Annotated in this window: 22 protein-coding genes and 1 tRNA gene; 4 read left to right on the top strand and 19 right to left on the bottom strand. The window is 66.4% G+C overall.

Going from position 1 to position 23,431, the window contains the following annotated elements:
• Positions 1-24: 24 nt before the first annotated feature.
• The gene (locus FB468_RS01530; protein ID WP_141885793.1) at positions 25-2,307 is read right to left on the bottom strand and encodes an Rne/Rng family ribonuclease; all 2,283 of its coding nucleotides are present in this window, start codon (positions 2,305-2,307) and stop codon (positions 25-27) included.
• Positions 2,308-2,573: 266 nt separating this feature from the next.
• Between FB468_RS01530 and FB468_RS01525 the strand changes: the two genes are divergently transcribed.
• On the top strand, positions 2,574-3,182 hold the full coding sequence (locus FB468_RS01525; protein ID WP_141885792.1) for a vitamin K epoxide reductase family protein: 609 nt from the start codon (positions 2,574-2,576) through the stop codon (positions 3,180-3,182).
• Positions 3,183-3,185: 3 nt separating this feature from the next.
• Here FB468_RS01525 and coaE read toward each other — a convergent pair whose 3' ends face one another.
• The gene (gene coaE / locus FB468_RS01520) at positions 3,186-3,809 is read right to left on the bottom strand and encodes a dephospho-CoA kinase (RefSeq protein ID WP_141885791.1); all 624 of its coding nucleotides are present in this window, start codon (positions 3,807-3,809) and stop codon (positions 3,186-3,188) included.
• A gap of 43 nt (positions 3,810-3,852) precedes the next feature.
• Here coaE and FB468_RS01515 point away from each other — a divergent pair, with 43 nt between their 5' ends.
• Positions 3,853-4,443, top strand: a complete 591-nt coding sequence (locus FB468_RS01515) for a DUF4126 domain-containing protein (protein WP_141885790.1) — start codon at positions 3,853-3,855, stop codon at positions 4,441-4,443.
• Between the two features lie 319 nt (positions 4,444-4,762).
• Here FB468_RS01515 and rpsA read toward each other — a convergent pair whose 3' ends face one another.
• Together rpsA and polA are read right to left on the bottom strand one after the other, a co-directional pair.
• A complete protein-coding gene (gene rpsA, locus FB468_RS01505) occupies positions 4,763-6,211 on the bottom strand; it encodes a 30S ribosomal protein S1 (RefSeq protein WP_141885789.1) in 1,449 nt (482 codons plus the stop codon).
• Positions 6,212-6,419: 208 nt separating this feature from the next.
• A complete protein-coding gene (polA, locus tag FB468_RS01500) occupies positions 6,420-9,041 on the bottom strand; it encodes a DNA polymerase I (RefSeq protein ID WP_141888052.1) in 2,622 nt (873 codons plus the stop codon).
• A gap of 72 nt (positions 9,042-9,113) precedes the next feature.
• Here polA and FB468_RS01495 point away from each other — a divergent pair, with 72 nt between their 5' ends.
• Positions 9,114-9,578, top strand: coding sequence for a hotdog fold thioesterase (locus FB468_RS01495; protein ID WP_141885788.1), 465 nt, complete (start codon positions 9,114-9,116; stop codon positions 9,576-9,578).
• A gap of 120 nt (positions 9,579-9,698) precedes the next feature.
• On the opposite strand, the gene FB468_RS01490 is transcribed toward FB468_RS01495, so the two are convergent.
• From FB468_RS01490 to FB468_RS01420, 15 genes are all read right to left on the bottom strand, one after another.
• Positions 9,699-10,307, bottom strand: a complete 609-nt coding sequence (locus tag FB468_RS01490; protein ID WP_042544218.1) for an ANTAR domain-containing response regulator — start codon at positions 10,305-10,307, stop codon at positions 9,699-9,701.
• Positions 10,308-10,456: 149 nt separating this feature from the next.
• Positions 10,457-10,540: transfer RNA gene (locus tag FB468_RS01485), tRNA-Leu, on the bottom strand.
• A gap of 38 nt (positions 10,541-10,578) precedes the next feature.
• The gene (pyk, locus tag FB468_RS01480) at positions 10,579-12,042 is read right to left on the bottom strand and encodes a pyruvate kinase (RefSeq protein WP_141885787.1); all 1,464 of its coding nucleotides are present in this window, start codon (positions 12,040-12,042) and stop codon (positions 10,579-10,581) included.
• 10 nt (positions 12,043-12,052) lie between these two features.
• A complete protein-coding gene (gene lgt / locus FB468_RS01475; protein WP_141885786.1) occupies positions 12,053-12,991 on the bottom strand; it encodes a prolipoprotein diacylglyceryl transferase in 939 nt (312 codons plus the stop codon).
• A 123-nt stretch (positions 12,992-13,114) separates the two neighbouring features.
• Positions 13,115-13,903 carry a tryptophan synthase subunit alpha gene (trpA, locus tag FB468_RS01470; RefSeq protein WP_141885785.1) on the bottom strand — a complete coding sequence of 263 codons (789 nt, stop codon included), beginning with the start codon at positions 13,901-13,903 and terminating at the stop codon, positions 13,115-13,117.
• The gene (gene trpB, locus FB468_RS01465) at positions 13,900-15,150 is read right to left on the bottom strand and encodes a tryptophan synthase subunit beta (protein WP_141885784.1); all 1,251 of its coding nucleotides are present in this window, start codon (positions 15,148-15,150) and stop codon (positions 13,900-13,902) included. Before trpB ends, trpA begins: the two co-directional genes overlap by 4 nt.
• Positions 15,151-15,204: 54 nt before the next feature.
• Entirely contained in the window at positions 15,205-15,975 is a 771-nt protein-coding gene (gene trpC / locus FB468_RS01460; RefSeq protein WP_141885783.1) for an indole-3-glycerol phosphate synthase TrpC, read from the bottom strand.
• A 2-nt stretch (positions 15,976-15,977) separates the two neighbouring features.
• Positions 15,978-16,211: a DUF6704 family protein gene (locus FB468_RS01455; protein ID WP_141885782.1), complete on the bottom strand. Its 234-nt coding sequence runs from the start codon at positions 16,209-16,211 to the stop codon at positions 15,978-15,980.
• A gap of 93 nt (positions 16,212-16,304) precedes the next feature.
• Positions 16,305-16,973 carry a Trp biosynthesis-associated membrane protein gene (locus FB468_RS01450; RefSeq protein ID WP_170219599.1) on the bottom strand — a complete coding sequence of 223 codons (669 nt, stop codon included), beginning with the start codon at positions 16,971-16,973 and terminating at the stop codon, positions 16,305-16,307.
• Entirely contained in the window at positions 16,966-18,546 is a 1,581-nt protein-coding gene (locus FB468_RS01445; RefSeq protein WP_141885780.1) for an anthranilate synthase component I, read from the bottom strand. The genes FB468_RS01450 and FB468_RS01445 overlap by 8 nt, the downstream gene beginning before the upstream one ends.
• 4 nt (positions 18,547-18,550) lie before the next feature.
• Complete coding sequence (hisI, locus tag FB468_RS01440) at positions 18,551-18,919, bottom strand: phosphoribosyl-AMP cyclohydrolase (RefSeq protein WP_141885779.1); 369 nt, start codon at positions 18,917-18,919, stop codon at positions 18,551-18,553.
• Positions 18,916-19,701, bottom strand: a complete 786-nt coding sequence (gene hisF, locus FB468_RS01435) for an imidazole glycerol phosphate synthase subunit HisF (protein ID WP_141885778.1) — start codon at positions 19,699-19,701, stop codon at positions 18,916-18,918. The genes hisI and hisF overlap by 4 nt, the downstream gene beginning before the upstream one ends.
• Positions 19,702-19,716: 15 nt before the next feature.
• Positions 19,717-20,559, bottom strand: coding sequence for an ATP phosphoribosyltransferase (hisG, locus tag FB468_RS01430; RefSeq protein ID WP_141885777.1), 843 nt, complete (start codon positions 20,557-20,559; stop codon positions 19,717-19,719).
• A 105-nt stretch (positions 20,560-20,664) separates the two neighbouring features.
• Positions 20,665-20,928 carry a phosphoribosyl-ATP diphosphatase gene (locus FB468_RS01425; RefSeq protein ID WP_121078427.1) on the bottom strand — a complete coding sequence of 88 codons (264 nt, stop codon included), beginning with the start codon at positions 20,926-20,928 and terminating at the stop codon, positions 20,665-20,667.
• A gap of 320 nt (positions 20,929-21,248) precedes the next feature.
• Positions 21,249-21,590, bottom strand: coding sequence for a thiamine-binding protein (locus FB468_RS01420; protein ID WP_141885776.1), 342 nt, complete (start codon positions 21,588-21,590; stop codon positions 21,249-21,251).
• Between the two features lie 636 nt (positions 21,591-22,226).
• Here FB468_RS01420 and FB468_RS01410 point away from each other — a divergent pair.
• The gene (locus FB468_RS01410) at positions 22,227-23,423 is read left to right on the top strand and encodes a hypothetical protein (RefSeq protein WP_170219598.1); all 1,197 of its coding nucleotides are present in this window, start codon (positions 22,227-22,229) and stop codon (positions 23,421-23,423) included.
• Positions 23,424-23,431: the final 8 nt, after the last annotated feature.

The following is a 23,431-nucleotide window of genomic DNA, read 5'->3' as shown; positions in this document are numbered from 1 at the left end:
CTGGTGCGGGTAGATCGGGATTCGTTACACACTTTTTGTCCTATAGCCCTGTGCCTGTGCCTGTGCCTGTGCCTTGCCGACGATACCCGTCACCTGGGTTTCGTCGCCCGAACCCGACTCCTCCGACTGCTTTGCCGCCGGAATGGTCGAGGCCGCGACCTGCGCGAGCATGTTCTTCGCGCCATCGCTGATCGCGTGCGTCTGCGCCTTGGGCTCGGTCTGCCCCTTCTGGCCGCCACCGTTCTGGCCGCCGCCGTTGTGGTTCCCGCCGCCCGAGTTGCCGCCGCCGCGCTTCTGGCGGCCGTTCGACTCGCTGCGGTGCCGGTGCACGGGCTCGTGGTGCACGATCACGCCTCGACCGGCGCACACCTCACACGGCTCGCTGAACGACTCAAGCAGGCCGAGGCCAAGCTTCTTGCGGGTCATCTGTACGAGCCCAAGCGAGGTCACCTCGGCGACCTGGTGCTTCGTGCGGTCGCGCCCCAGGCACTCGATGAGCCTCCGGAGCACGAGGTCGCGGTTCGATTCGAGCACCATGTCGATGAAGTCGATCACGATGATGCCGCCGATGTCGCGCAGGCGCAGCTGGCGCACGATCTCTTCGGCGGATTCGAGGTTGTTCTTGGTGACCGTCTCCTCGAGGTTGCCGCCGGCACCCACGAATTTGCCCGTGTTCACGTCAACAACCGTCATCGCCTCGGTGCGGTCAATCACGAGCGAACCGCCCGACGGCAGCCAGACCTTGCGGTCAAGCGCCTTCGCGATCTGCTCGGTGACGCGGAACTCGTCAAAGATGTCGCGCTCCCCCTCGTAGCGCTCAACGCGCTGCATGAGGTCGGGGGCGACGGCGGAGAGGTAGTTCTCGATCACCTCGTGGGTCTCAGCGCCCTCAATCCGCATGCGGAGGAAGTCTTCGTTGAAGACGTCGCGCACAATCTTGATGAGCATGTCGGGCTCGGAGTGCAGCATCGCTGGCCCTCCACCCTTCTTGACGCGCGCCTGGATCGACTCCCACTGGCGCGTGAGGCGCTGTACGTCGTGCGTGAGCTGATCCTCGGTCGCACCCTCCGCCGCGGTGCGCACGATGACGCCTGCGCCGCTCGGCAGCACCTCCTTGAGGATCTTCTTGAGCCGCGCACGTTCGGTGTCGGGAAGCTTCCGCGAGATGCCGTTCATCGCGCCGCCCGGCACGTAGACGAGGAAGCGGCCGGGGAGCGAGATCTGGCTCGTGAGGCGCGCGCCCTTGTGCCCAACGGGATCCTTCGTCACCTGGACGAGTACCTGGTCGCCCGGCTTGAGCGCGTTCTCAATCTTGCGCGCGGTGTTCCCACCTTCGAACTCTGACCAGTCAACCTCGCCCGAGTAGAGCACGGCGTTGCGCCCGCGCCCGATGTCGACGAACGCCGCTTCCATGCTCGGGAGCACGTTCTGCACCCGGCCGAGGTAGACATTGCCGATGAGCGAGGACTCGCTCGAGCGCGCGACGTAGTGCTCGACGAGTACCTTGTCCTCGAGCACGCCGATCTGGATCCGATCGGCCGTCGTCCGAACGATCATCTCGCGGTCGACCGACTCGCGGCGCGCGAGGAACTCCGACTCGGTGATGACCATGCGCTTGCGACCGGCGTCTCGCCCGTCACGACGGCGCTGCTTCTTCGCTTCAAGCCTCGTCGAGCCGCGAAGCTTCTGGGGCTCGGTGATGACGGGCGCCTGCCGCTGTGGGCGGCGAGCCTCGTCCTCGTCGTGATCCTGCCCGCCCTGACGGCGGCGGCTGCCGCGCGCGCTCGTCGAGTCGCGCCCACCGCGGTCGCCGTCACGATCGCCATCACGGTCGTTCCGGTCGCGGTCACTGCGGTCGCGATCGTTCCGGTCACGCTGCGTGCGCTCGCGAGGTTCGCTCCCCGGGAAGCGCGAGTCGAGGATGTCGTCGAGCTTGCGCAGTTCGTTGCGGCGCGGCATCGGCTGCACGGGCGGCACGTCGGGCGCGAGGAAGATGAGGCGCGTCGTTGCGCGGAATCGCTCCTCGGGAGTCATGTCGGCGAGCGGCAGAACCAGCGGGAGGCCATCGGCGAGGGGCTTCGCGGCTGGCTCTGGCTCGGGCTCGGCCGGTGCTGTTTCGCTGGCTGGGGCTGTCTCGCTGGCTGGTGCTGCCTCGCTGGCTGCGTCTACGTCCCCTGCGGTGCTGGGCTCGGCCGCAGCATCCGTGTCGACCGCTTCGACAGTTTCGACCGCATCGTTCGTGGCGGGGTGCGTCGGATCCAGCTCAGTGCCGCCCGCGCCCTCATTGTTCTCTTGTGTATTCACCATTGCTGGTGTGCTCCTTCAACCGCGACCGTGAAACTTCGCGGAAACCAATATTGACTGCGGTGAATCACCGCAAATACGTGTGTTCACTCACTTGCCGTGAGCGTTCGGCTCGTGCCGGCGACCACCCTGAGGCGATCAAAGACTGTACGTGGAGTAGGCCGTCATGGCGTTATCCAACGGTAACCATTATGTCACGGGGATCCTGAACATTGCAGGATCGGTGCGTGCGGCGCGTTGTCACAGCAAAGGAGGGTTACTATCAACACATGAGTGCTAACGAAGTACAGGCCCCGAACAACCGCGGCTTCGCAATTGTCACCATCATCCTCGGCGCTATCGGGCTGTTTGCCTCGTGGGAGCTCGCGACCGAGTACATCAAGACATTGCAGGTCGAGGACTACGTTCCGAACTGTGAGCTCTCAGTGCTCGTGACCTGCGGCCCGAACATGGACTCGTGGCAGGGCTCAATCTTCGGCTTCAGCAACACGATCCTCGGCCTGATGGCGTTCGTCGCACCGATCGCAGTGGGCGTGGCGATGCTCGCTGGCGCGAAGTTCGCGGGCTGGTTCTGGTGGCTCTACCGCGCCGGCCTCGCGCTCGGAGCGGTCTTCGTCTTCTGGCTCTTCTACCAGAGCGTCTTCAACCTCGGCACGCTCTGCCCGTGGTGCATGGTCGTGTGGAGCGTGACGCTGCCGCTGTTCTTCTTCACCGCGTTCCGCCCCGAGGCGAACGGGTACTACAACGCCTCCCCCGGGCTTCGGAAGGCCTTCGCGGCCGTGAACTCGTGGGCGTGGGTACTCGTGCTCATCTCGTACCTGGTGATCGCCGCTGTCGCACAGTTCCAGCTCAACTGGTTCGCCGAGTTCAGCCGGTAACACTCACCCGGCGGGGTGCCCGCCGATCCGGCGCCAAAAAGCGTCGACCTGCGCAAGCGTGTCGGGCTCCGTACCCGACGTGTCGATCACGACATCCGCGACGGCCCTGCGCTCGGCGTCTGAGGCCTGGTTCGCGATCCGGCGCCGCGCGTCGCCCTCGTCCATCCCGCGAAGCTCGATCATTCGCGCGATGCGTGTGTTGGCGGGGGCCTCCGCAACGAGCACCCAGTCCCACGCGAAACCGCCCTCCGCGGAGGCAGCGCCGCTCTCAACAAACAGCGGGATCTCATACACGACGATCGCGCGAGGGTCGGCCCCCTCAGCGTCAGCGATGCGCTCAGCGGCGAGCCTGCGCACCTCCGGGTGCACGATGGCGTTGAGCGCAGCGAGCTCCTCGGGGTCCCGAAACACGCGCTCGCCGAGTGCGGCGCGATCCAGCTCCCCGTCTGCGGCAAGCAGCTCGGCGCCGAACCGCGACACGATCCGAGACAGGCCCGGCGAACCGGCTGCGACGGCGTCGCGCGCGAGCTGATCGGCGTCGATCCGCACCGCCCCGAGCTCTTCGAGCCGTCGGCCGACGGTGCTCTTGCCTGATGCGATCCCGCCGGTGAGCGCAATAAGTTGCATACGGCAACACTAGCGTGACCGTAGGCTATGGGCAGGAGGATTCATGATCGAAGCAATCACCGGACTCTCGCTCGCGTCGGCTGCGGGCCTGAACGCCTACATACCGTTGCTGGGGCTCGGGCTGCTGTCGCGCTTCACGGATCTCCTCACGCTGCCCTCCGGCTGGGCCTGGCTCGAAAACGAGTGGGCGCTCGGCGTGCTTGGCTTGCTCTTCGTGATCGAAGCAGTCGTCGACAAGGTGCCGGCGCTCGACACCGCAAACGACATCCTCCAAACGGTCGTGCGGCCAGCTTCCGGTGGTCTCGTGTTCACCGCGGGTTCGGCGAGCTCCACCGTTGCGGTCACCGACCCCGAGGCCTTCGTGAACTCGGCCCAGTTTTGGCCGTTCGTGATTGGCGTGTGCATCGCGCTCGTGCCTCACGTCCTCAAGCTGGTGGCGCGCCCCCTCGTGAATCTCGTCTCGGCGGGCGCCGGGGCTTCAGTGCTCTCCACCGTTGAGGATGTTGCGGCCGCGGTCGTGACGGTGCTCGCGGTGCTCCTCCCCCTGCTCGCGCTGGCCCTCATCGTCGGGATCGTGTTGCTCGGCGTGCGCGGACTTCGACGACTTCGGGCGCGGCGGGCGCAGGTGGCGTAGCTGGCGTAGCTGGCGTAGCTGGCGTAGCTGGCGTAGCTGGCGTAGCTGGCGTAGCTGGCGTAGCTGGCGCTGACGGCGTAGCGCCGCGCACAGGCGGGTTCGGACCAGCCCGGTTCTCACCGTCTGCGCGCCATTCTCCCTCAAATACTCCGATGAGCCTCATTCTTAGCCGAAGTTTCGGGCTCATTGGAATATTTGGGGTGGTTTTGGGGCCTGGGGGCGCGCGCTGCCGACCAGAAGGCACGACAACGCAAAAGCCCGGCCACCGCAGGTGCGGGGCCGGGCCTTTGACTGGCAGCTAGCGAGAGCTAGCTAGGGCTTAGTTGCCCTCGAGCTGAGCCTTGAGGGCAGCGAGTGCCTCATCGTCAGCGAGTGCGCCGGTCGAAGCCGAGTCGCTCGAGAAGTTCGAGGACGAAGGCACGTCAAGCGCGGGGGCAGCTGCCTGCTCTGCGAGCATAGCGGCGACCTGCTTCTTGTGTGCTTCCCAACGCTCCTGAGCAGCAGCGTACTCCTGCTCCCACTTCTCGCGCTGGCTCTCGAAGCCTTCCTTCCACTCCTGAGTCTCAGGGTCGAAGCCCTCGGGGTACTTGTACTCACCGTTCTCGTCGTACTCGGTGGTCATACCGTACAGAGCCGGATCGAACTCGGTGCCCTCGGGATCGAGGCCCTCGTTCGCCTGCTTGAGGCTGAGCGAGATGCGGCGACGCTCGAGATCGATGTCGATGATCTTGACGAAGACTTCCTGGCCGGCCGAAACGACCTGCTCAGCAAGCTCAACGTGCTGACCCGAGAGCTCGGAGATGTGCACGAGGCCCTCGATGCCGTCTGCAACGCGAACGAACGCGCCGAACGGAACGAGCTTGGTGACAGCACCCGGAGCAATCTGGCCGATTGCGTGGGTGCGTGCGAACACCTGCCACGGATCTTCCTGCGTAGCCTTCAGCGACAGCGAGACGCGCTCGCGATCGAGCTCGACCGAGAGCACCTCGACGGTGACTTCCTGACCAACCTCGACGACGTCCGAAGCGTGCTCGATGTGCTTCCACGAAAGCTCCGAGACGTGCACGAGGCCGTCGACGCCACCGAGGTCAACGAACGCACCGAAGTTGACGATCGAGGAGATGACACCCTTGCGAACCTGGCCGGGCTTGAGGTCGGCGAGGAACGAGGAGCGGGTAGCGGACTGGGTCTCTTCGAGGAGCGCGCGACGCGAAAGCACAACGTTGTTGCGGTTCTTGTCGAGCTCGAGGATCTTCGCCTCGATCTCCTGGCCGAGGTAGGGGGTGAGGTCGCGCACGCGGCGGAGCTCGATGAGCGATGCGGGGAGGAAGCCGCGGAGCCCGATGTCAACGATGAGGCCGCCCTTGACAACCTCGATGACGGTGCCGGTGACGACACCCTCGGTCTCCTTGACCTTCTCCACGTCGCCCCAAGCACGCTCGTACTGAGCGCGCTTCTTGGACAGGATCAGGCGACCTTCCTTGTCCTCCTTCTGGAGCACGAGTGCCTCAACGGAATCGCCGACCTTGACAACCTCATCGGGGTTGACGTCGTGCTTGATGGACAGCTCGCGCGAGGGGATGACACCCTCGGTCTTGAACCCGACGTCGAGGAGAACCTCGTCGCGGTCAATCTTCACAACGGTGCCCTCAATGAGGTCCCCGTCGTTGAAGGACTTAATGGTCAGTTCGACCGCTGCAAGGAAGTCTTCGGCTGAGCCGATGTCGTTAACTGCGACCTGCTTGCTCGTGGTCGTTGCGTTCGTCATGTAATTGGTCTCCAGAATGGACAGGATATTCAGGTGGGTGCGTGCCAAAGCGGCCGGAACTGAATTGCTTCGGCTCCGCGAGACGTCCCACACGTGGACATGGTTTAGTCGCCACAAATGTGACAGTTCAGTCTAACGCGCTCGCGACACGCTCGGCAAGTAGCCATTCACGGCGCGTCGCCTGTCGGCAGGCGGCGTGTCGGACAGGCTAGTGCGCGGCCGCGTTCCAGTTCGGGCCGTGCCCGAACTGCACCTCGAGCGGCACGAGCAGCTGGGCCGCCCCCGACATGTCGGCGTGGACGATCCCCTGCAGCTGCTCTTGCTCGCCCTCGGCGACCTCGAACATGAGTTCGTCATGGATCTGCAGAAGCATCCGCGACTTCAGACCGGCCTCGCGCATATGCTGCTCGACCCTGATCATCGCGATCTTGATGATGTCGGCTGCGGAGCCCTGAATCGGGGCGTTGAGCGCGGCGCGCTCGGCGTTCTCGCGCAGGATCCGGTTGGGGCTCGCGAGGTCAGGGAACGGACGCCGGCGCCCGAAGATCGTCTCGGTGTAGGTGTCGCGCTTCGCTTGCTCAACAACCGAGCGCAGGTAGTCGCGAACGCCGCCGAAGCGCTCAAAGTAGTCCTCCATGAGCTGCTTCGCCTCCCCCGCCGAGATGGTGAGCTGCTTCGACAGCCCGAACGCGGAAAGCCCGTACGCGAGCCCGTACGACATCGCCTTCACCTTCGAGCGCATCTCGTTCGTCACGTCAGCCGGCGCGACGCCGAAGATACGCGAGCCGACGAACCGGTGGAGGTCCTCCCCCGCGTTGAACGCCTCGATAAGCCCCTCGTCGCCAGACAGGTGAGCCATGATGCGCATCTCGATCTGCGAGTAGTCGGCTGTGAGCAGCGTCGCGTACTCGGGCGCGTGGATGAAGCCCTCGCGGATCCGGCGGCCCTCCTCAGAGCGCACCGGGATGTTCTGCAGGTTCGGGTCGGTCGAGGCGAGGCGCCCAGTGCTCGCACCGACCTGCACGAGCGTCGTGTGGATGCGCTGGTCGTCAGCGCCGACAGCCTTGATGAGCGTCTCGACGATCTGGCGCAGCTTGTTCGCATCGCGGTGCGCGAGCAGCGAATCGAGGAACGGGTGCGGGTGCTTCTGCTGGAGGTCCGCGAGCGCTGCGGCATCCGTCGTGTACCCGCTTTTCGTCTTGCGGGTCTTCGGCATGTCGAGTTCCTCGAAGAGCACCTGCTGAAGCTGCTTCGGTGAAGACAGGTTCACCTCGTGACCGATTGAGTCGAACGCGCGCTGCTCAAGCGCGCCGACGCGCTCCGTGAGCTCGGCGTGGTGGGCCTCGAGCAGCGGCAGGTCGATCGCGACGCCGCGGGCCTCAAGCTGCGCGAGCACGGGAAGCAGCGGGAGCTCGATGTCTTCGTACACCACAGCGGTGCGGCCCTCGAAGCGCCCAACGATCGCGGTGTGCACGCGCACGATGTACCAGGCGAGCTGCTCGGGGGTGGCGACGCTCCCCTCCTCGGGGACGAGCTGGTTCGGGTCGCCAACCGGAACCTCTTCGCCGAGGTAGCGGAACACGGCCTCGGCGATCGTCTTCTCGGGAGCGATCGGGCGCAGCACCCAGGCGGCGAGCAGCGCGTCACCCGCGATCCCGTCGACGGTGACGCCGGCCGCGGCGGCTACCCTGAGCTGCTGCTTCGCATCAAAGAACACCTTCGGTGCGGGGGAAGCGAGCCACTCCTCAAACTGCGCGTAGTCGCGGCCGCCGGGCTGCCACACAAGCTTCACGGTCGACTCGGGCGTGGCAAGGCCCACGTCGATGCCGCCGGCGGTCTCTGACAGGTAGACGGCGGGCGCCGTCGCCTTCGAGAGCCAGTCGCCGAGCTCTTCGTCGATGAGCAGGCGCGCCTCGGGCAGGGTCGCCCCGATCGCCGCGGGCTTGCCCGAGCCTGTCGGCACCTCTGCCCCGACGAGCTTCGCGACGCGCTGCAGGAGGGTGCGGAATTCGAGCTCAGCGAACTTCTGCTGCACCGCCTCCATGTCGACCTCGCCGCGCTTGAGGTCGTCGAGCGTCACGTCGAGTTCAACGTCGCGCACAAGGCGGTTCAGGCGGCGGTTACGCTCGGCCAGGTGCGCGTTCTCGCGCAGGCTCTCGCCGACCTTGCCACCAATCTCGTCTTGCCGTCGAATAATCTCCTCGAGCGACCCGAACTGATTGATCCACTTCACGGCGGTCTTCTCGCCGACGCGCGGCACGCCGGGGAGGTTGTCGCTCGTCTCGCCGACGAGGGCGGCGATCTCGGGGTACTGCTCGGGGCGCACGCCGTAGCGCTCCATCACCTTGTCGGCGTCGTAGCGGGTGAGTTCGCTCACGCCCTGCTTCGACGGGTACAGCAGCGTCACGTTGTCGTCGACGAGCTGGATGGTGTCGCGGTCACCGCTCACCACGAGCACTCGGTACCCGGCGTTCGCGCCCTCAAGCGACAGCGTCGCGAGGATGTCGTCGGCCTCGTAGCCTTCCTTCTCAATGGTGCGGATCCCCATCGCATGCAGGGCCTCCTGCAGGAGGGGAATCTGGCCTTTGAACTCGACCGGCGTCTCGCCGCGCGTGCCCTTGTACTCGGGGTACTCCTCCGTGCGGAACGAGTGCCGCGAGATGTCGAACGCGATCGCGAGCGAGTCTGGGTTCTCGTTCGCGAGCAGGTTGATCAACATCGAGATAAACCCGTGGATCGCGTTCGTGTGCTGGCCCGTCTGCGTCTGGAAACTATCGACGGGAAGCGCGTAAAAGGCACGGAAAGCGAGGGAGTGACCGTCGATGACCATGAGGGTAGGCTGCTGAGTGTTATTCGACACGTACCCAGCCTACAAGGCTGAACCGACATTGAAAGAGTGGCAATGCCAGAGCAGGAAGCAGCGGCGCTGAACCGCTTCGGAGTCAACCCGGAAACGGGCGAAGCAGATCTTGACGCAATCAACTCGCGGGGCCTCGGGGCGCTCGCTATCCGCATGGGCATCGCCCTCACCGAGTTCACGCGAGAGCGGGCGGTCGCGACGATGCCCGTCGAGGGCAACACCCAGCCATACGGGCTTGTGAACGGCGGGGCGTACGCCGTGCTCGGCGAGACGCTCGGGTCCATGCACGCTGGTTTCCTCGCGCCAGAGGGCAAGCTCCCCGTCGGCGTCGACATTAACGCAACGCACACGGGATCCGCCTCCGCGGGCTCGATCACGGCGGTCTGCACCCCGATTCACGCCGGCCGCTCCATGACCGTCCACGAGATCGTCTGCACCGACGACAATGGGCGTCGCTGCTCGACGCTCAGGATCACGAACTTCTACAAGACGATCCCGTCGGAGTAGGTAGGCGGGTGTGACCGCCCCGCACCCCCAGCGGTAGCCTCGGCTCAAACGAAAAAGACCCCGCTAAGAGCGGGGTCTTTTTCGTTGCCGCGCCGATCGGGCGTGGCGCGGGCGCGGAAGCTAGTCCTTCTTCGGCCCGAGCTGGTCGATGATCGTCTTCGCGACGTCCTGCATCGTCAGTCGGCGGTCCATCGAGGCCTTCTGGATCCAGCGGAACGCCTCGGGCTCCGAGAGGCCCATCTTGTCGTTGAGGATGCCCTTCGCGCGGTCGACGAGCTTACGCGTCTCAAAGCGCTCCGCGAGGTCAGCGACCTCGCTTTCGAGGGCGACGATCTGCTGGAAGCGCGAGAGCGCGATCTCGATCGCGGGGATGAGGTCGGCGGGAGTGAACGGCTTCACGACGTACGCGAGCGCGCCTGCCTCGGTCGCGCGCTCGACGAGCTCGCGCTGGCTGAACGCGGTCAGCAGCACGACGGGAGCGATGTGCTCCTCGTTGATCTGCTCGGCGGCCGAGATGCCATCAAGCTTCGGCATCTTCACGTCCATCACGACGAGGTCGGGGCGGAGCTCCTTCACGAGCGCAACGGCGGTCTCGCCGTCGCCTGCCTCACCGACAACGTCGAATCCGTTGTCACGCAGCGTCTCGACGATGTCGAGGCGGATGAGGGATTCGTCTTCTGCTACGACTACGCGCCGGGGCGCGGTCGGTGCAACACTCTGGTCATTCACACGTCCAGCTTACGTTATCTCGTTTAGATAACTCCGAGATTTCTGCGCGTGGGAGAAAACGGTCAACAAATCGCGCCGAATGCACAGCTTCGAAACAGCTGAGGCCCGCGTGTCGCGGGCCTCAGGGTGTCACTCGCACGAGTAACGGTTGGTACCGGATGCGGGACTCGAACCCGCACGCCTCTCGGCAGCGCATTTTGAGTGCGCCGTGTCTACCATTCCACCAATCCGGCAAGAGATTCCAGCTTACTGCACTGGAACCCCGTGTTCGTTACGCGTCCGCGAGCGTGTGCTTGCGCGGACCTGCGGCGTCAAGGTTGCCGCTCATCTCCCCCACCCGGTGGATGCGGAGCGTGTTCGTCGTGCCAACGACCCCGGGAGGGGAACCGGCGACGATGATGACGCGCTCGCCGAGCTCGATGTTGTCGCGCGGTTCGAGCGTGGCGTCGACCTGGGCAAACATTTCGTCGGTGCTGCCAACGCGCGGCATCTCGATCGAGCGCGCGCCCCAGGTGAGCTCCATGCGACGGCGGGTCGCGACCGAGGGCGTAAAGCCGATGATCGGGATCGGGGTGCGCAGGCGCGACATCCGGCGGACGGTGTCGCCCGACTCGGTGAAGACGCAGATGTAGCGGGCGCCGATGAACTCGGCGACCTCGGCCGCTGCGCGGGTGAGCACGCCGCCCTGGCTGCGTGGCGCGACCTTCAGCGGCTCGATGCGATCGAGCGCGTGATCCTCCGTCGCCTCGATGATGCGGGCCATCGTCTGGACCGCCTCAACGGGGTACGCGCCAACGCTGGTCTCGCCCGAGAGCATGACCGCGTCTGCGCCGTCGAGCACCGCGTTCGCGCAGTCGGAAGCCTCGGCCCGGGTCGGGCGCGGGTTCTCGATCATCGACTCGAGCACCTGCGTCGCCACAATGACGGGCTTCGCGTTGCGGCGGGCGATGTCGATCGCCTCGGCCTGCACAAGCGGCACCCGCTCGAGCGGCATCTCGACGCCAAGGTCGCCACGGGCGACCATGATGCCGTCGAACGCGTCAACGATCTCTTCGAGGTTCTCAACAGCCTGCGGCTTCTCGATCTTCGCGATGACGGGGAGGCGGATACCCTCTTCGTCCATGATCTCGTGAACGCGCACGATGTCGGCGGCGTCGCGCACGAACGAGAGCGCGATGTAGTCGACACCGAGCTTCAGCGCCCAGCGCAGGTCGTCCTCATCCTTATCCGACAGTGCGGGCACGTTGACCGCGACGCCGGGCAGGTTGATGCCCTTGTTGTTCGACACTCGGCCGGGAACCTCGACGACCGTGTACACGGTGTCTTCGGTCACGCGGATCGCGCGCAGCGCCACCTTGCCGTCGTCGACGAGCAGCGGGTCGCCGACGCTGACGTCGCCGGGCAGACCCTTGTGGGTCGTGCCGCAGATCGTGCGGTCACCGGGCACCTCGCGCGTCGTGATCGCGAACTCGTCGCCAACCTCGAGGTCGTGCGGCCCGTCGGCGAAGGTTGTGAGGCGAATCTTCGGCCCCTGCAGGTCCGCGAGCACCGCGATCGGGCGCTTCACCTCGATCTCGGCGCGCCGGATGTTGCGGTAGATGCCCTCGTGGACGTTGTAGGTGCCGTGCGACATGTTCAGTCGTGCGACGTTCACGCCTGCGCTGATGAGCTCCAGGGTGTGGTCGTAACTCGATACTGCGGGGCCCCAAGTCGCGACGATCTTGGCGTGACGCATGGCTTCTCCTTTATTCCGCGCTGGCGCGGTTGATCACGTGGTGAAATTCTTCGGGATCCGCAGTGTCCCTGAGGATCGAATCGGCCGGGTTCGACCGGCCTGGCAGGTAGACGCTGGTCTCGATGCCAACGTGCCTGCGGCGCTGCACGAGGTAGATGATGACGCCGAGCACGATCGCGAGCAGCGCGGCGAGCACGTTGGTGCGCAGGCCGAGGAAGAGCAGGCTCGGATCGACGCGCATCGACTCGATGATCGCTCGGCCGATCCCGTACCAAATGAGGTACAGCGCGAAGAACTTGCCCCAGCGGAGGCGGGTCTTGCGCTCGATCGCGAGCAGCAGGACGATCCCGACGAGGTTCCAGAGGATCTCGTAGAGGAACGTCGGGTGGAACAGAGTCCCCTCGGGCAGTCCGATCGGGAATGCCGGGTTCGAGGAATCGATCTCGAGCCCCCACGGCGCCGTTGTGGGGCCGCCGAAGAGCTCGTGGTTGAAGTAGTTGCCGAGGCGACCGAACGCCTGTGCGAGCAGCAGGCCGGGCACGAGCGCGTCAGCGAACGAGAGGAACCGCACGCCGGTAAGGCGCGAGGCGATGAGCACGCCGATCGCGCCGCCGAGCAGCGCGCCGAAGATGGCGATGCCGCCGTCCCAGATGTTCCAGATCGCGTCACGCTCGAACGGGTTCCACCACTGGCGCCCCTCCTGGAAGTAGAACCCCCAGTGGGTGACGACGTGGTAGAGGCGTGCGCCGATGATCCCCATGAGCACCGACCAGACGGTGAAGTCAAGCACGACCCCGCGCTCGGCACCGCGGGCGGTGAGCCTGCGCCCAGTCCAGATCGCGGCGAGGACGATCCCGAGGATGATCCACAGCGCGTACAGGTGGATGGTCAGCGGTCCGATCTGAAAGAACTGGAAGCTGGGGCTCGGGATACTGAGCGGGAGAATCATTGGCTCCTCTTTCGCGGGCGAATCTAACACGAGCGGCTGCGAGCGGCTGGGCCCGAGAGCCCGGCGCGTGCGCCACTGAAATCTTGTCTCTAGCCGCGGTCTCCCCCGGCACCGAAATCAATCCTAGCTGGTGGTGCCCTGAGCGATCTCGCGAACCTCCGCCGCGAGCCCGTCGACCCCGCCGTCACGCAACGCGCGAACGAACACGGTTCCGACGATCGCGCCGTCGGCGTACTCGAGTGTCGAGGCGACCTGCTCGGCGTTCGAGATTCCGATCCCGACGCAGGCAAGCTTGTCGCCAGCATCGCGCAGCCGACCGGTGAGCACCCGGGCGGCGGCGTCGAGCTCCGAGCGCTCCCCAGTGATGCCCATCGTTGACACGGTGTAAACGAAGCCGGTGCTCTGCTCCGAGATCATCCGCAGGCGCTCATCAGTCGAGGTTGGCGCGGCGAGGAACACACGGTCGAGACCGACGCGCTCGCTCACCTCAATCCACTCGGCTGCGGCGTCGGGGGTGATGTCGGGCGTGATGAGGCCCGCGCCGCCGGCAGCCTTGAGGTCCTTGGCGAACCGCTCGACGCCGTACTGTACGACCGGGTTCCAGTAGGTCATGACGAGCACGGGCGCGTCGACCTCCGCGGTGACGCGGGTGATCGCTTCGAAGAGCTGTGAGAGCTTGAAGCCGGCCTTGAGCGCGGTCTGCGTCGCCTCTTGGATGACGAGGCCGTCCATCACCGGGTCAGAGTAGGGTACGCCGAACTCGATGACGTCGGCGCCAGAGCGCGCCATTGCGATCGCGGCGTCGACGCTCGTGTCGAGGTCGGGAAATGCGACGGGCAGGTAGCCGATGAGGGCGCCCTTGCGCTCACGCTTAGCGGTGAGGATCGCGGCTTCTACGCGTGACGTGCTCATTCGGCGGCCTCCTCGGCAGCATCAAGCTCGGTGCCGTCGAACAGCCCGAAGTAGCGCCCTGCGGTCGCCATGTCTTTGTCGCCGCGGCCAGACAGGCTCACCGCAATCGTCGCGTCAGGGCCGAGTTCCTTGCCGATGCGGATCGCGCCCGCGAGGGCGTGCGCCGACTCGATCGCGGGGATGATGCCCTCGGTCTGGCTGAGCAGCCGGAGGGCCTGCATCGCCTCATCGTCGGTCGCGGGAATGTAGGTCGCTCGCCCGATGTCTGCGAGCCACGAGTGCTCTGGGCCTACGCCCGGGTAGTCGAGGCCCGCGGAGATCGAGTGCGACTCGATCGTCTGCCCGTCCTCGTCCTGCAGCACGTAGGTCCGCGCGCCGTGCAGCACGCCGGGGCGGCCGCGCTCGATCGAGGCCGCGTGGCGCTCGGTGTCGACGCCGTCACCCGCCGCCTCAACGCCGTAGAGCGCGACGCCCTCGTCGTCGAGGAAGGCATCAAACATGCCGATGGCGTTCGAGCCACCGCCCACGCACGCAATAACCGCGTCGGGGAGGCTGCCGTTCTTCTCGAGGAGCTGCGCGCGCGCCTCCTCCGAGATGACCTTCTGGAAGTCCCGCACCATCGCCGGGAACGGGTGTGGCCCTGCGGCGGTGCCGAAGATGTAGTTGGTGCGATCCACAGTCGCGACCCAGTCGCGGTATGCCTCGTTGATCGCGTCCTTGAGCGTCCGCGAGCCTGTCGTGACCGGCACGACCTCGGCGCCGAGCAGACGCATGCGCGCGACGTTCAATGCCTGACGCTTCGTGTCGACCTCGCCCATGTAGACGACGCACTCGAGCCCAAGGAGCGCAGCGGCGGTCGCGGTCGCGACGCCGTGCTGGCCCGCGCCGGTCTCGGCGATGACGCGCGTCTTGCCGAGGCGCTTCGTGAGCAGGGCCTGGCCGAGCACGTTGTTGATCTTGTGCGAGCCCGTGTGGTTGAGGTCCTCGCGCTTCAGGAAGATGCGCGCACCGCCAGCGTACTCGGCGAACCTCGGCACCTCGGTGATCGGCGACGGCCTTCCGGCGTAGTCGCGCAGCAAATCGAGCAGCTCGGCCTGGAACGCGGGGTCTGCCTTCGCTTCGGCGTACGCGTCAGAGAGCTCGTCGATCGCGGCGATCAGCGACTCCGGCATGAACCGGCCGCCGAAGGCGCCGAAGAACGGCCCCTGCTGATCCCTGAGACTCGTCACTGAGGTCTGGTCTGACATTGTCGCCTTTCGAAAATGGGACGAGAGGCGCCACGGCGAGCGCCCGGTGTTTCGTTACACGCTCAGGAACGAGGCGAGCGTCGCAATCGGGTCGCTCTTCACGAGCGCCTCACCGACGAGGATCGCGTCTGCGCCGGCTTCCCGGTAACGCACGACGTCGTCGACGCCGAGCACTGCGGACTCCGCGACGCGAATCACGCCCGCCGGGATCTGATCGGCAACGCGGCCAAACAGGTCGCGGTCGAGCTCGAACGTCGAGAGATCGCGCGCGTTCACGCCAATCAGCTGCGAGCCGAGATCGACGGAGCGCGCGACCTCGTCGGCCGAGTGCGCCTCAACGAGCGGCGTCATGCCAAGCTCGAGGGTAAACGCGTACAGTCGCTCAAGCGTGTCCTGCGGCAGGGCAGCCACGATGAGCAGCACGAGGTCGGCGCCTGCGGCGCGGGCCTCAAGAATCTGGTACTCCTCCCCGATGAACTCCTTGCGGAGCACGGGGATGCTTACTGCTTTGCGAACAGCCTCGAGGTCGTCGAGCGACCCCTTGAACCTGCGCTCCTCAGTGAGCACGCTGACAACGCTCGCGCCGCCAGCCTCATACTGGCTGGCGAGCGCGTGCGGCTCAGCGATCTCGGCGAGATCCCCGCGCGACGGACTCGCGCGCTTCACCTCGGCAATGACCCGAATGTGGTCTGCCGGGGCGAGGTGCGCGAGCGCGTCGAGGGCGGCCGGGCGCGCGAGCGCCTCGGCTTCAACGGCCTGGTAAGGCCGAATCTGCCTGCGGGACTTCGCGTCCTCGAGCGATCCCTGAAGGAGCTGCTCAAGCACCGTTAGTCGTGCGACTTCGGGGTGTAGCGGGGGCCGTTCACGCCGTAGCCAGCCTTCGCGAGGATGAACCCAAGGATCAAGCCGAGGGCGACGACGCCGACGCATACCCATACGAGGGTCGGCATCTGCAGGAAGAAGAAGACGGTTCCAGCAGCAATGCCAAGGAGCATCACCACCACTGCCGTCCATGCCGCGGGCGAATCGCCGTGACCGGGGTCTCCGTGCTGGTTACTCATGTATCTCCTCTGGCAGGTGTGCACATTCGGACTTCTCAATCTTACCGGGAACTCCCAGCTTTCAGCGAATGCGGCGCGCGTGGCGCACGCGTGTCACTGGCGCGGGGCGGTTCCGTCAGCGGCGTCAGCGTCGAACTCGTCGAACTCGTCGTCGGTGGGGTCCTCGCCGTCGGAGAGTGCCTCCCAGTCCGAGATCCTGTCCCCCGTCGCGGTTCCCGCCGCGCGGGCGCGCTTCGCCTCGCCGCTCGACTCGTACTTCCGCCCGCCCTGCTTCCAGCGCGAACCGAACACGAGCACGAGCACGCCCGCAACCGCGAGGATCACGCCGATCGCAACGGTCACCGCTGGCCACACGGAGAGCTCGAGCGAGCTGACGAGGCCAGCCTGCGCCTCCCCCGAGATGCCGCTGACCGATTCGAGCTGGCCGCTCGCCCCGGCGAGGGGCGCGGAGATCGCGCGGAAGCCAGCGTAGGCAAGCCCTGCGCCAAGCCCGACGATGAGCACGGCGATGACGCGCCGGAAGCCGCGGCCGGCGAGCGTGAGCACGAGGGCTGCGGCCAGCGCAGCGAGCGCGATCAGCGTGAGCGCCGGGCTCATCTGCTGCCCCGTGACCGTCAGCTCTTCGACGGTCGCGACGCCGGGAAGGAGCGCGAGCGCCAGCCACCCCTGCACCGAGGCGAGGAGCGCAGCCCCGCCCGCCAGCACGATGACGCCGATCAGGGCGCCCTTGCTCGTGAGTGTGCCGCGCTTCGTCTCAGGCATGAGCATCCGTTCTCGTCAGGGAGTTTGCAATCGCGATCGCCCGGAGGGGCGCCGCGGCCTTGCTCTGGCACTCGGCGTCCTCGGTCTCCGGGACCGAATCGGCGACCACGCCTGCGCCGGCCTGCACCATCGCGACGCCGTCGCGAATAGTCGCGGTGCGGATTGCAATCGCGAGATCGGCAGCGCCACCGAGCCCGAAGTAGCCGACGACCCCTCCGTAGACGCCCCGCTGCACCGGCTCAAGCTCGTCGATGATCTCGAGGGCGCGCGGCTTCGGGGCACCACTCAGCGTGCCTGCCGGGAACGTCGCGCGGAACACGTCGACCGGGTTCTGGTCGGGCCGAACCTGCCCCTCGACGGAAGAGACGATATGCATGATGTGACTGAAGCGCTCGATGCGCATGAACTCGGTCACCTCGACGCTGCCGGGCTCGCACACGCGGGCGAGGTCGTTGCGCGCGAGGTCGACGAGCATGAGGTGCTCGGCGCGCTCCTTCTCGTCGGCAAGGAGATCTCTCGCGTACTGCTTATCCTGCTCAACGGTTTCGCCGCGGGGGCGCGACCCCGCGATCGGGTGGGTCATCACGTGCCCGTGCTCCTGCACCGTCACGAGCGCCTCGGGGCTCGAACCGACCACCGAGAACGGCACGCCCTCGTTATCCTCAAGCTGCACGAGGTACAGGAACGGACTCGGGTTCAAGTGCCGAAGCACCCGGTACACGTCGAGCGGGTCGGCGGTGCACTCCTGGTCGAACCGCTGGGAGGGCACGACCTGGAAGATATCGCCGTCGACGATGTAGCGCTTCGCGGCGTCGACCGTCGCCATGTACTCCGGCGTCGTGGTGAGCCGCTTCGGGTCAGGCAGCGCGGCGCGATCGAGCACACCGAGCGGCGACGACTCTGGCGCGGCGAGCGCGGCCGCAAGCGCGTCGAGGCGCCGTTGAGCGTCGGCCCACTGCGCGTCGGCGCTCTCGCCCCCGCCGCTCGCGAGCGCGGCGTCGTTCAGCACGTTCGCGATGAGGATCACCGACCCCTCGCGGTGGTCAATCACCACGAGTTCAGAGACGAAGCTCAGCCCCTGCGTTGGCAGGCCGCTCGGCACGGGCGGCGGCGAATCGAGGCGCTCGAACTGACGCACGGTCTCCCAGCCGAGATAGCCGACGAAGCCGCTCGCGAGTGGCGGCAAGCCGGGAACCTGCGGCGCCTTCCACCGCTCGTAGGCTGCGCGCAGGGCCTCAACCGGCTGCAGGTGCGTCACGCCTCCCGGCAGCAGGCGATCCTCATCGAGAGAACCCGCGCTCCCCCCGAGGCCGTGGGCGCTCGGCGTCCACTGCGCGAGGCCGTCGCGCTCGCCGAGCACGCCGAAGCTCCCCGCGCCGACGAAGCTAAAGCGCGTCCACACACCGCCCTGCTCTGCCGATTCGAGCAGGAAGGTGCCGACGCGAGACCCGGCGACCTTCCGGTAGATGCTCACCGGGGTGTCAGCGTCGGCGAAGATCTCGCGGCGGACGGGGATGACGGCGTGCGCGGATCGTTCGACCTCGAACTCCTCGCGGGTGGTGGTGTTGCTCACGAACTCAGCCTATCTCTGGGGTGCCGACGACGGCTGGCAGCTCGCGGCCGTCGAAGCACGTTCGGGTGCCCGTGTGGCAGGCCGCCCCGATCTGCACGACGCGCACAAGCAGGGTGTCGCCGTCACAGTCTGCGGCGACCGACCGCACATACTGCCTGTGGCCCGACGTGTCGCCCTTGCGCCAGTACTCACCGCGCGAGCGCGACCAGTAGGTGACCCGGCCCGTGGTCAGCGTGCGGCGAACGGCCTCCGCGTCCATCCAAGCGAGCATGAGCACGTCGCCCGACTCGTCGTCCTGCACCATAGCGGGCATGAGGTCGTTCGCGCCAAACTTCAGCTCGGCGATCGCGGCCTCCACTGCCTCCGCACTCATGCCGCGCCGCCTGTCGGCGAGAGGCGCACGGTGTGGCCAGCCTCAGCGAGCGCGCCCTTCACATCACCGATCGTGAACTTGCCGTAGTGAAACACCGACGCGGCGAGCACGGCGTCTGCCCCGGCGTCGACGGCGGGCGCGAAGTGCTCGAGTTCCCCCGCCCCGCCCGACGCGATCACCGGAACGTTCGCGAGCTCGCGGACGCGACGGACGAGCTCGAGGTCGAAGCCGTCCTGGGTGCCGTCGGCGTCCATCGAGTTCACGAGCAGCTCGCCGGCGCCGCGCTCGACGGCCTCGGCGCACCACTCAAGCGCGTCAAGATCGGTCTCGCGCTTGCCACCGTGCGTCGTGACGACGAAGCCACTCGGCGTCCGGTCGCTACGTCGCACATCGAGCGACAGCACGAGCACTTGCGCGCCGAAACGGTCGGCGATCTCGCCGATCACCGCGGGGCGCGCGATCGCGCCCGAGTTGATGCCAACCTTGTCAGCGCCGACCTCGAGCAGGCGCGCGACGTCATCGACCTCGCGCACGCCACCACCGACGGTGAGCGGAATGAAGACTTGCTCGGCGGTGCGGCGCACCACGTCGTAGGTCGTCGCGCGGCCGTCAACGGTCGCGGTCACGTCGAGGAACGTGAGCTCGTCGGCGCCCTGCTCCGCGTACTTCGCGGCGAGCTCGACGGGGTCGCCCGCGTCCTGGAGGTTCAGAAAGTTCACGCCCTTCACGACGCGCCCACCGGCGACGTCGAGGCAGGGAATCACGCGTACTGCAACAGACATGTGCGTTCCCCTTTCTTACAGGCGTGCGGCGTGGATCGCGGTCACAAGGATCGCCCGGGCGCCGAGGTCATAGAGCCTGTCCATGATCGTGTTCGCGTCGTCTGACGGGACCATGACGCGCACCGCGACCCACTCTTCATCACGCAGGGGTGAGACCGTCGGCGACTCAATGCCGCCGGCCACGGCGATCGCATCGTCGAGGTGCGCGACCGGAAGGTCGTAGTCCATGATCACGAACTTGCGGGCGACGAGCACGCCGCGCAGGCGCCGCATGAGCCGTTCCATGCCCGGGTGCTGGCTCGGGCCGCCGATGAGCACGGCGGTCGAGTCGAGGATGACGGGGCCGAAGATCTCGAGGCCGGCCGCGCGGAGCGTGGCGCCGGTCGAGACGACGTCGGCGACGGCGTCGGCAACGCCCAGCTGCACAGCCGATTCAACAGCGCCATCAAGCTTCACGAGCGTCGACTCGACGCCGTGCTTCCGCAGGAAGGTGTCAACGAGCAGCGGGTAGCTCGTGGCAACGCGCTTGCCCTGGAGGTCGGTGAGCTCCTTGATGCCGCCCTCTGCCGGCGAGGCGAACCGGAACGTGGAATCGGCGAAGTCGAGTTCGGCGATCTCGTGGGCCTCCGACCCCGAGTCGAGCAGCAGGTCGCGGCCAGTGATGCCAACGTCGAGCGCGCCCGACCCCACGTACGTGGCGATGTCGCGCGGCCGGAGGTAGAAGAATTCGACGTCGTTCTTTGGGTCGGCGTGAACGAGCTTGCGAGAGTCCTTGCGACCGGAGTAGCCCGCCTCAGCGAGCATCTCTGCGGCGATCTCTGACAGCGAGCCCTTATTCGGAACTGCGATGCGCAGCATGTGGAATTTCCTTCCATCGTGGCCGGCGCACGAGTGTGTTTCGGCCGAGTGAGTTTTAAAGGTCAGCGAAACGCGCCGACGCATGGCTCAAGCCGAGCGTCGACGCTACAGATGCGTGTACACGTCTTCGAGGGTCATGCCCTTTGCGAGCATGAGCACCTGAAGGTGGTAGAGCAGCTGGCTGATCTCCTCGGCACAGGCTTCTTGCGACTCGTACTCGGCCGCCATCCATACCTCTGCCGCCTCTTCGACGATCTTCTTGCCGATCGAATGCACACCAGCATCCAGCCGGGCGACAGTGTCGCTGCCTTCGGGCCGCGATGCGGCCTTCTCGGCGAGCTCGGCGAAGAGCGTGTCGAAGGTTTTCACTCGTTAACCCTATCAGGGCTGGCGGGTGGGCCGCGCCACGGGGCGCCCGGCCCGCCCGTGCGCCAGCCCGTCCGCCCGTCCTTTCAGCGCCTCAGCCTCTCTGCCCCTCCGTCCGTCTGGGATCTGCAATACATCTGCCCGACACGCCGGGGCTTCGGCATACCGTGTGCCGACTACCAGGTCTTCTGCGGCTACGGCGGGCACGTTCTCGGCGGCGCCGCCGAGGTTGGGGTCACGCTCGACGTGCTCGCCCGCCTGGGAGGGGCCGCTCGCCCCGCGTAGCCGGCCAGCGGTCAAGGCCAGCGACCCAAAACAGCGGGCTAGCTGTGACGGCCGCGTGCTCTTGCCTCGGGCACGCCGCCCTCGATCGCGCGCTCAAGGCGCTCAAGCTTGCCGTCGAGTTCCCCAGTGAACCCCGGACGAATGTCCGCCTTCATCACCAGCGAGACCCGTGAGCCAAACGGCATGACGGCCTCAGTCGCCCGCTTTACGACATCAAACACCTCGTCCCACTCGCCCTCAATCTCGGTGAACATACTGCTCGTACGGTGCGGCAGCCCCGAGTCACGAACAACGGCCACCGCCTGCGCGACCGCTTCTGAGACGGACCCGTCGGAGTTCGAGTCGCCCCCGTTCGGCGCGACAGAGAACGCGAGAATCACGGCTGGTCCTTTCGTCAGAGTTCACATGCTGTGGGGCCGCCGGAATATTCACCAAGGCCCACGCAGCAGCGTACCGTGCACGGGTGACAGTTCCCGCTGACAATAATTCGTCGGCCCACGCACCCTACCCCTCACTTCAAGGCCAAACGTTCACTCGAGATACACCGCCTAGCGAGCCCACCGCCCTCCTCCACTCCAAGCCAACGCAACAGCGCGCCAAACTCGAACGCCATTGCAGACCAATGGTCAAAACTCTGATGCGCGCGCGAATACCGATTGAGCATTCGACACATAGGCACCGTATACTTCTGAGCCATGACCTCAACGCCCGAGAATCGCGACCCGCTTCCACCCTCTGACGACGAGCCGACTTGGGCATTGCCTCCCGCAGCAGGGCCCGCCGGAAAGAGCCCCGCCGCAGTTTCTCCGCCACCCCCGGGCGCTGTGCCCCAGCAGCATTACGGTCAACCGGCGCCCCAGTTCTCTGGCCAGCCAGCACCCAGCCAAGAGTTCCCGGCACCACAGTTCCCCGCCTCAGGACCGGAGTTCCCGGAGCCCCAGTACCCCGGCCAGCAGGCGCCAGGCCAGCCAGCACCCGGCCAGGCATTCCCGGCGCCCCAGTTCCCACCGCCCGGCGTGCAGCAGTTCCCACCGCCCGGCGTGCCCCACGGCCCTGCCCCACAGGGCCCGCGCCGGAAGCTGTCGCGCGGCGCATTGATCGGGATCATCTCTGGCGCCGTCGCGCTCGTCCTGCTCATCGGCGGCAGCATCATCGGCGTTGCAGCCTCTATTGGCGCCCGGTCAACGCCCGAGACCCGAGCTGTCGCCGCCGTCGAGGAGTATCTCACTGCGCTCTCGGAGAGTGACGCAGAGGCGGCTCTCGAGTATGTTGATGCGTCTGGCCAAGTCAGAAAGCTCCTCACCGACAAGGTATTGCAACGCTCGAATGAGCTCGCGCCGATCTCAGGCATCACGGTTTCTCCGGAGACGAAATCTGGCCGCAGCGAGTATGACGTCACCGTCTCGGTGTCGTTTCAGGCCGGCGGCGACACTGTCAAGCGCACCTTCGACGTGTATTCGTATTCCGAGGAGTCGGTGCGCATCTCAGATGGGCTCGACCTCATATCGGACACCTACGGCTACGACGGGCTCGGGCTCCAGGTGAACGGAGTGGAACTCGAAGCCGAGTCTTACCCGGTGTTCCCCGGCTCATACGACTTCACGCTCGCGAACCCATACTTCACGTTTGATACCAGCAAGCTCAACGCGAACCACCCTTCTGACGAGCCCGCCGAAGCCCCCGAAACGGACGCGGAGACGACTGCTGCGGCTCTGTCGATTCAGACCGCGAAGGCTGAGAAGCCTGTGAAGGCTACACAGAACGCCGAGGCGGAGGGCACGCTCATCAAGATGTACACAAAGGACGACACGGAGATGCTTTTTACCATGTCACCGAAGCTCACCCCTGAGGGCGAGCAGACATTCAGAGACCTCGTTCGCGAATCGCTCAACGCCTGCATCGCAGACACCAGCCTGAAAACGGCCTGCGGGATGGATCTCAGCGGCGAGTTCCAAGACGGGATCATTCCCACGGAGGGCACCGCGCACCGCACGCTTCCCGCGGAGAGCGATGCGCTGCTCAACGAGCTCACGCCGGTGCTCGATTTCGAGAATCCTGCAGTCGTCTCAACCTACGACTATCTCAGAGTCGACACGACGATCGAGGGTGAGCTCGACGGCCAGCGCGGCAAGGCTGAGATTCTTTTCGGTGGCGACCCCGGCTCCCCCTCCGTTGACTTCGGCCAAGACCCGCCGGTGGTGTCCTGGCGCTAGAAGGGCCA

It is taken from the genome of Leucobacter komagatae (assembly GCF_006716085.1).
In the GTDB taxonomy this organism is placed as follows: Bacteria; Actinomycetota; Actinomycetes; order Actinomycetales; family Microbacteriaceae; genus Leucobacter; species Leucobacter komagatae.
The sequence above is the reverse complement of the archived record's forward strand: the minus strand, read 5'-3'. Positions and strand labels throughout refer to the sequence as shown.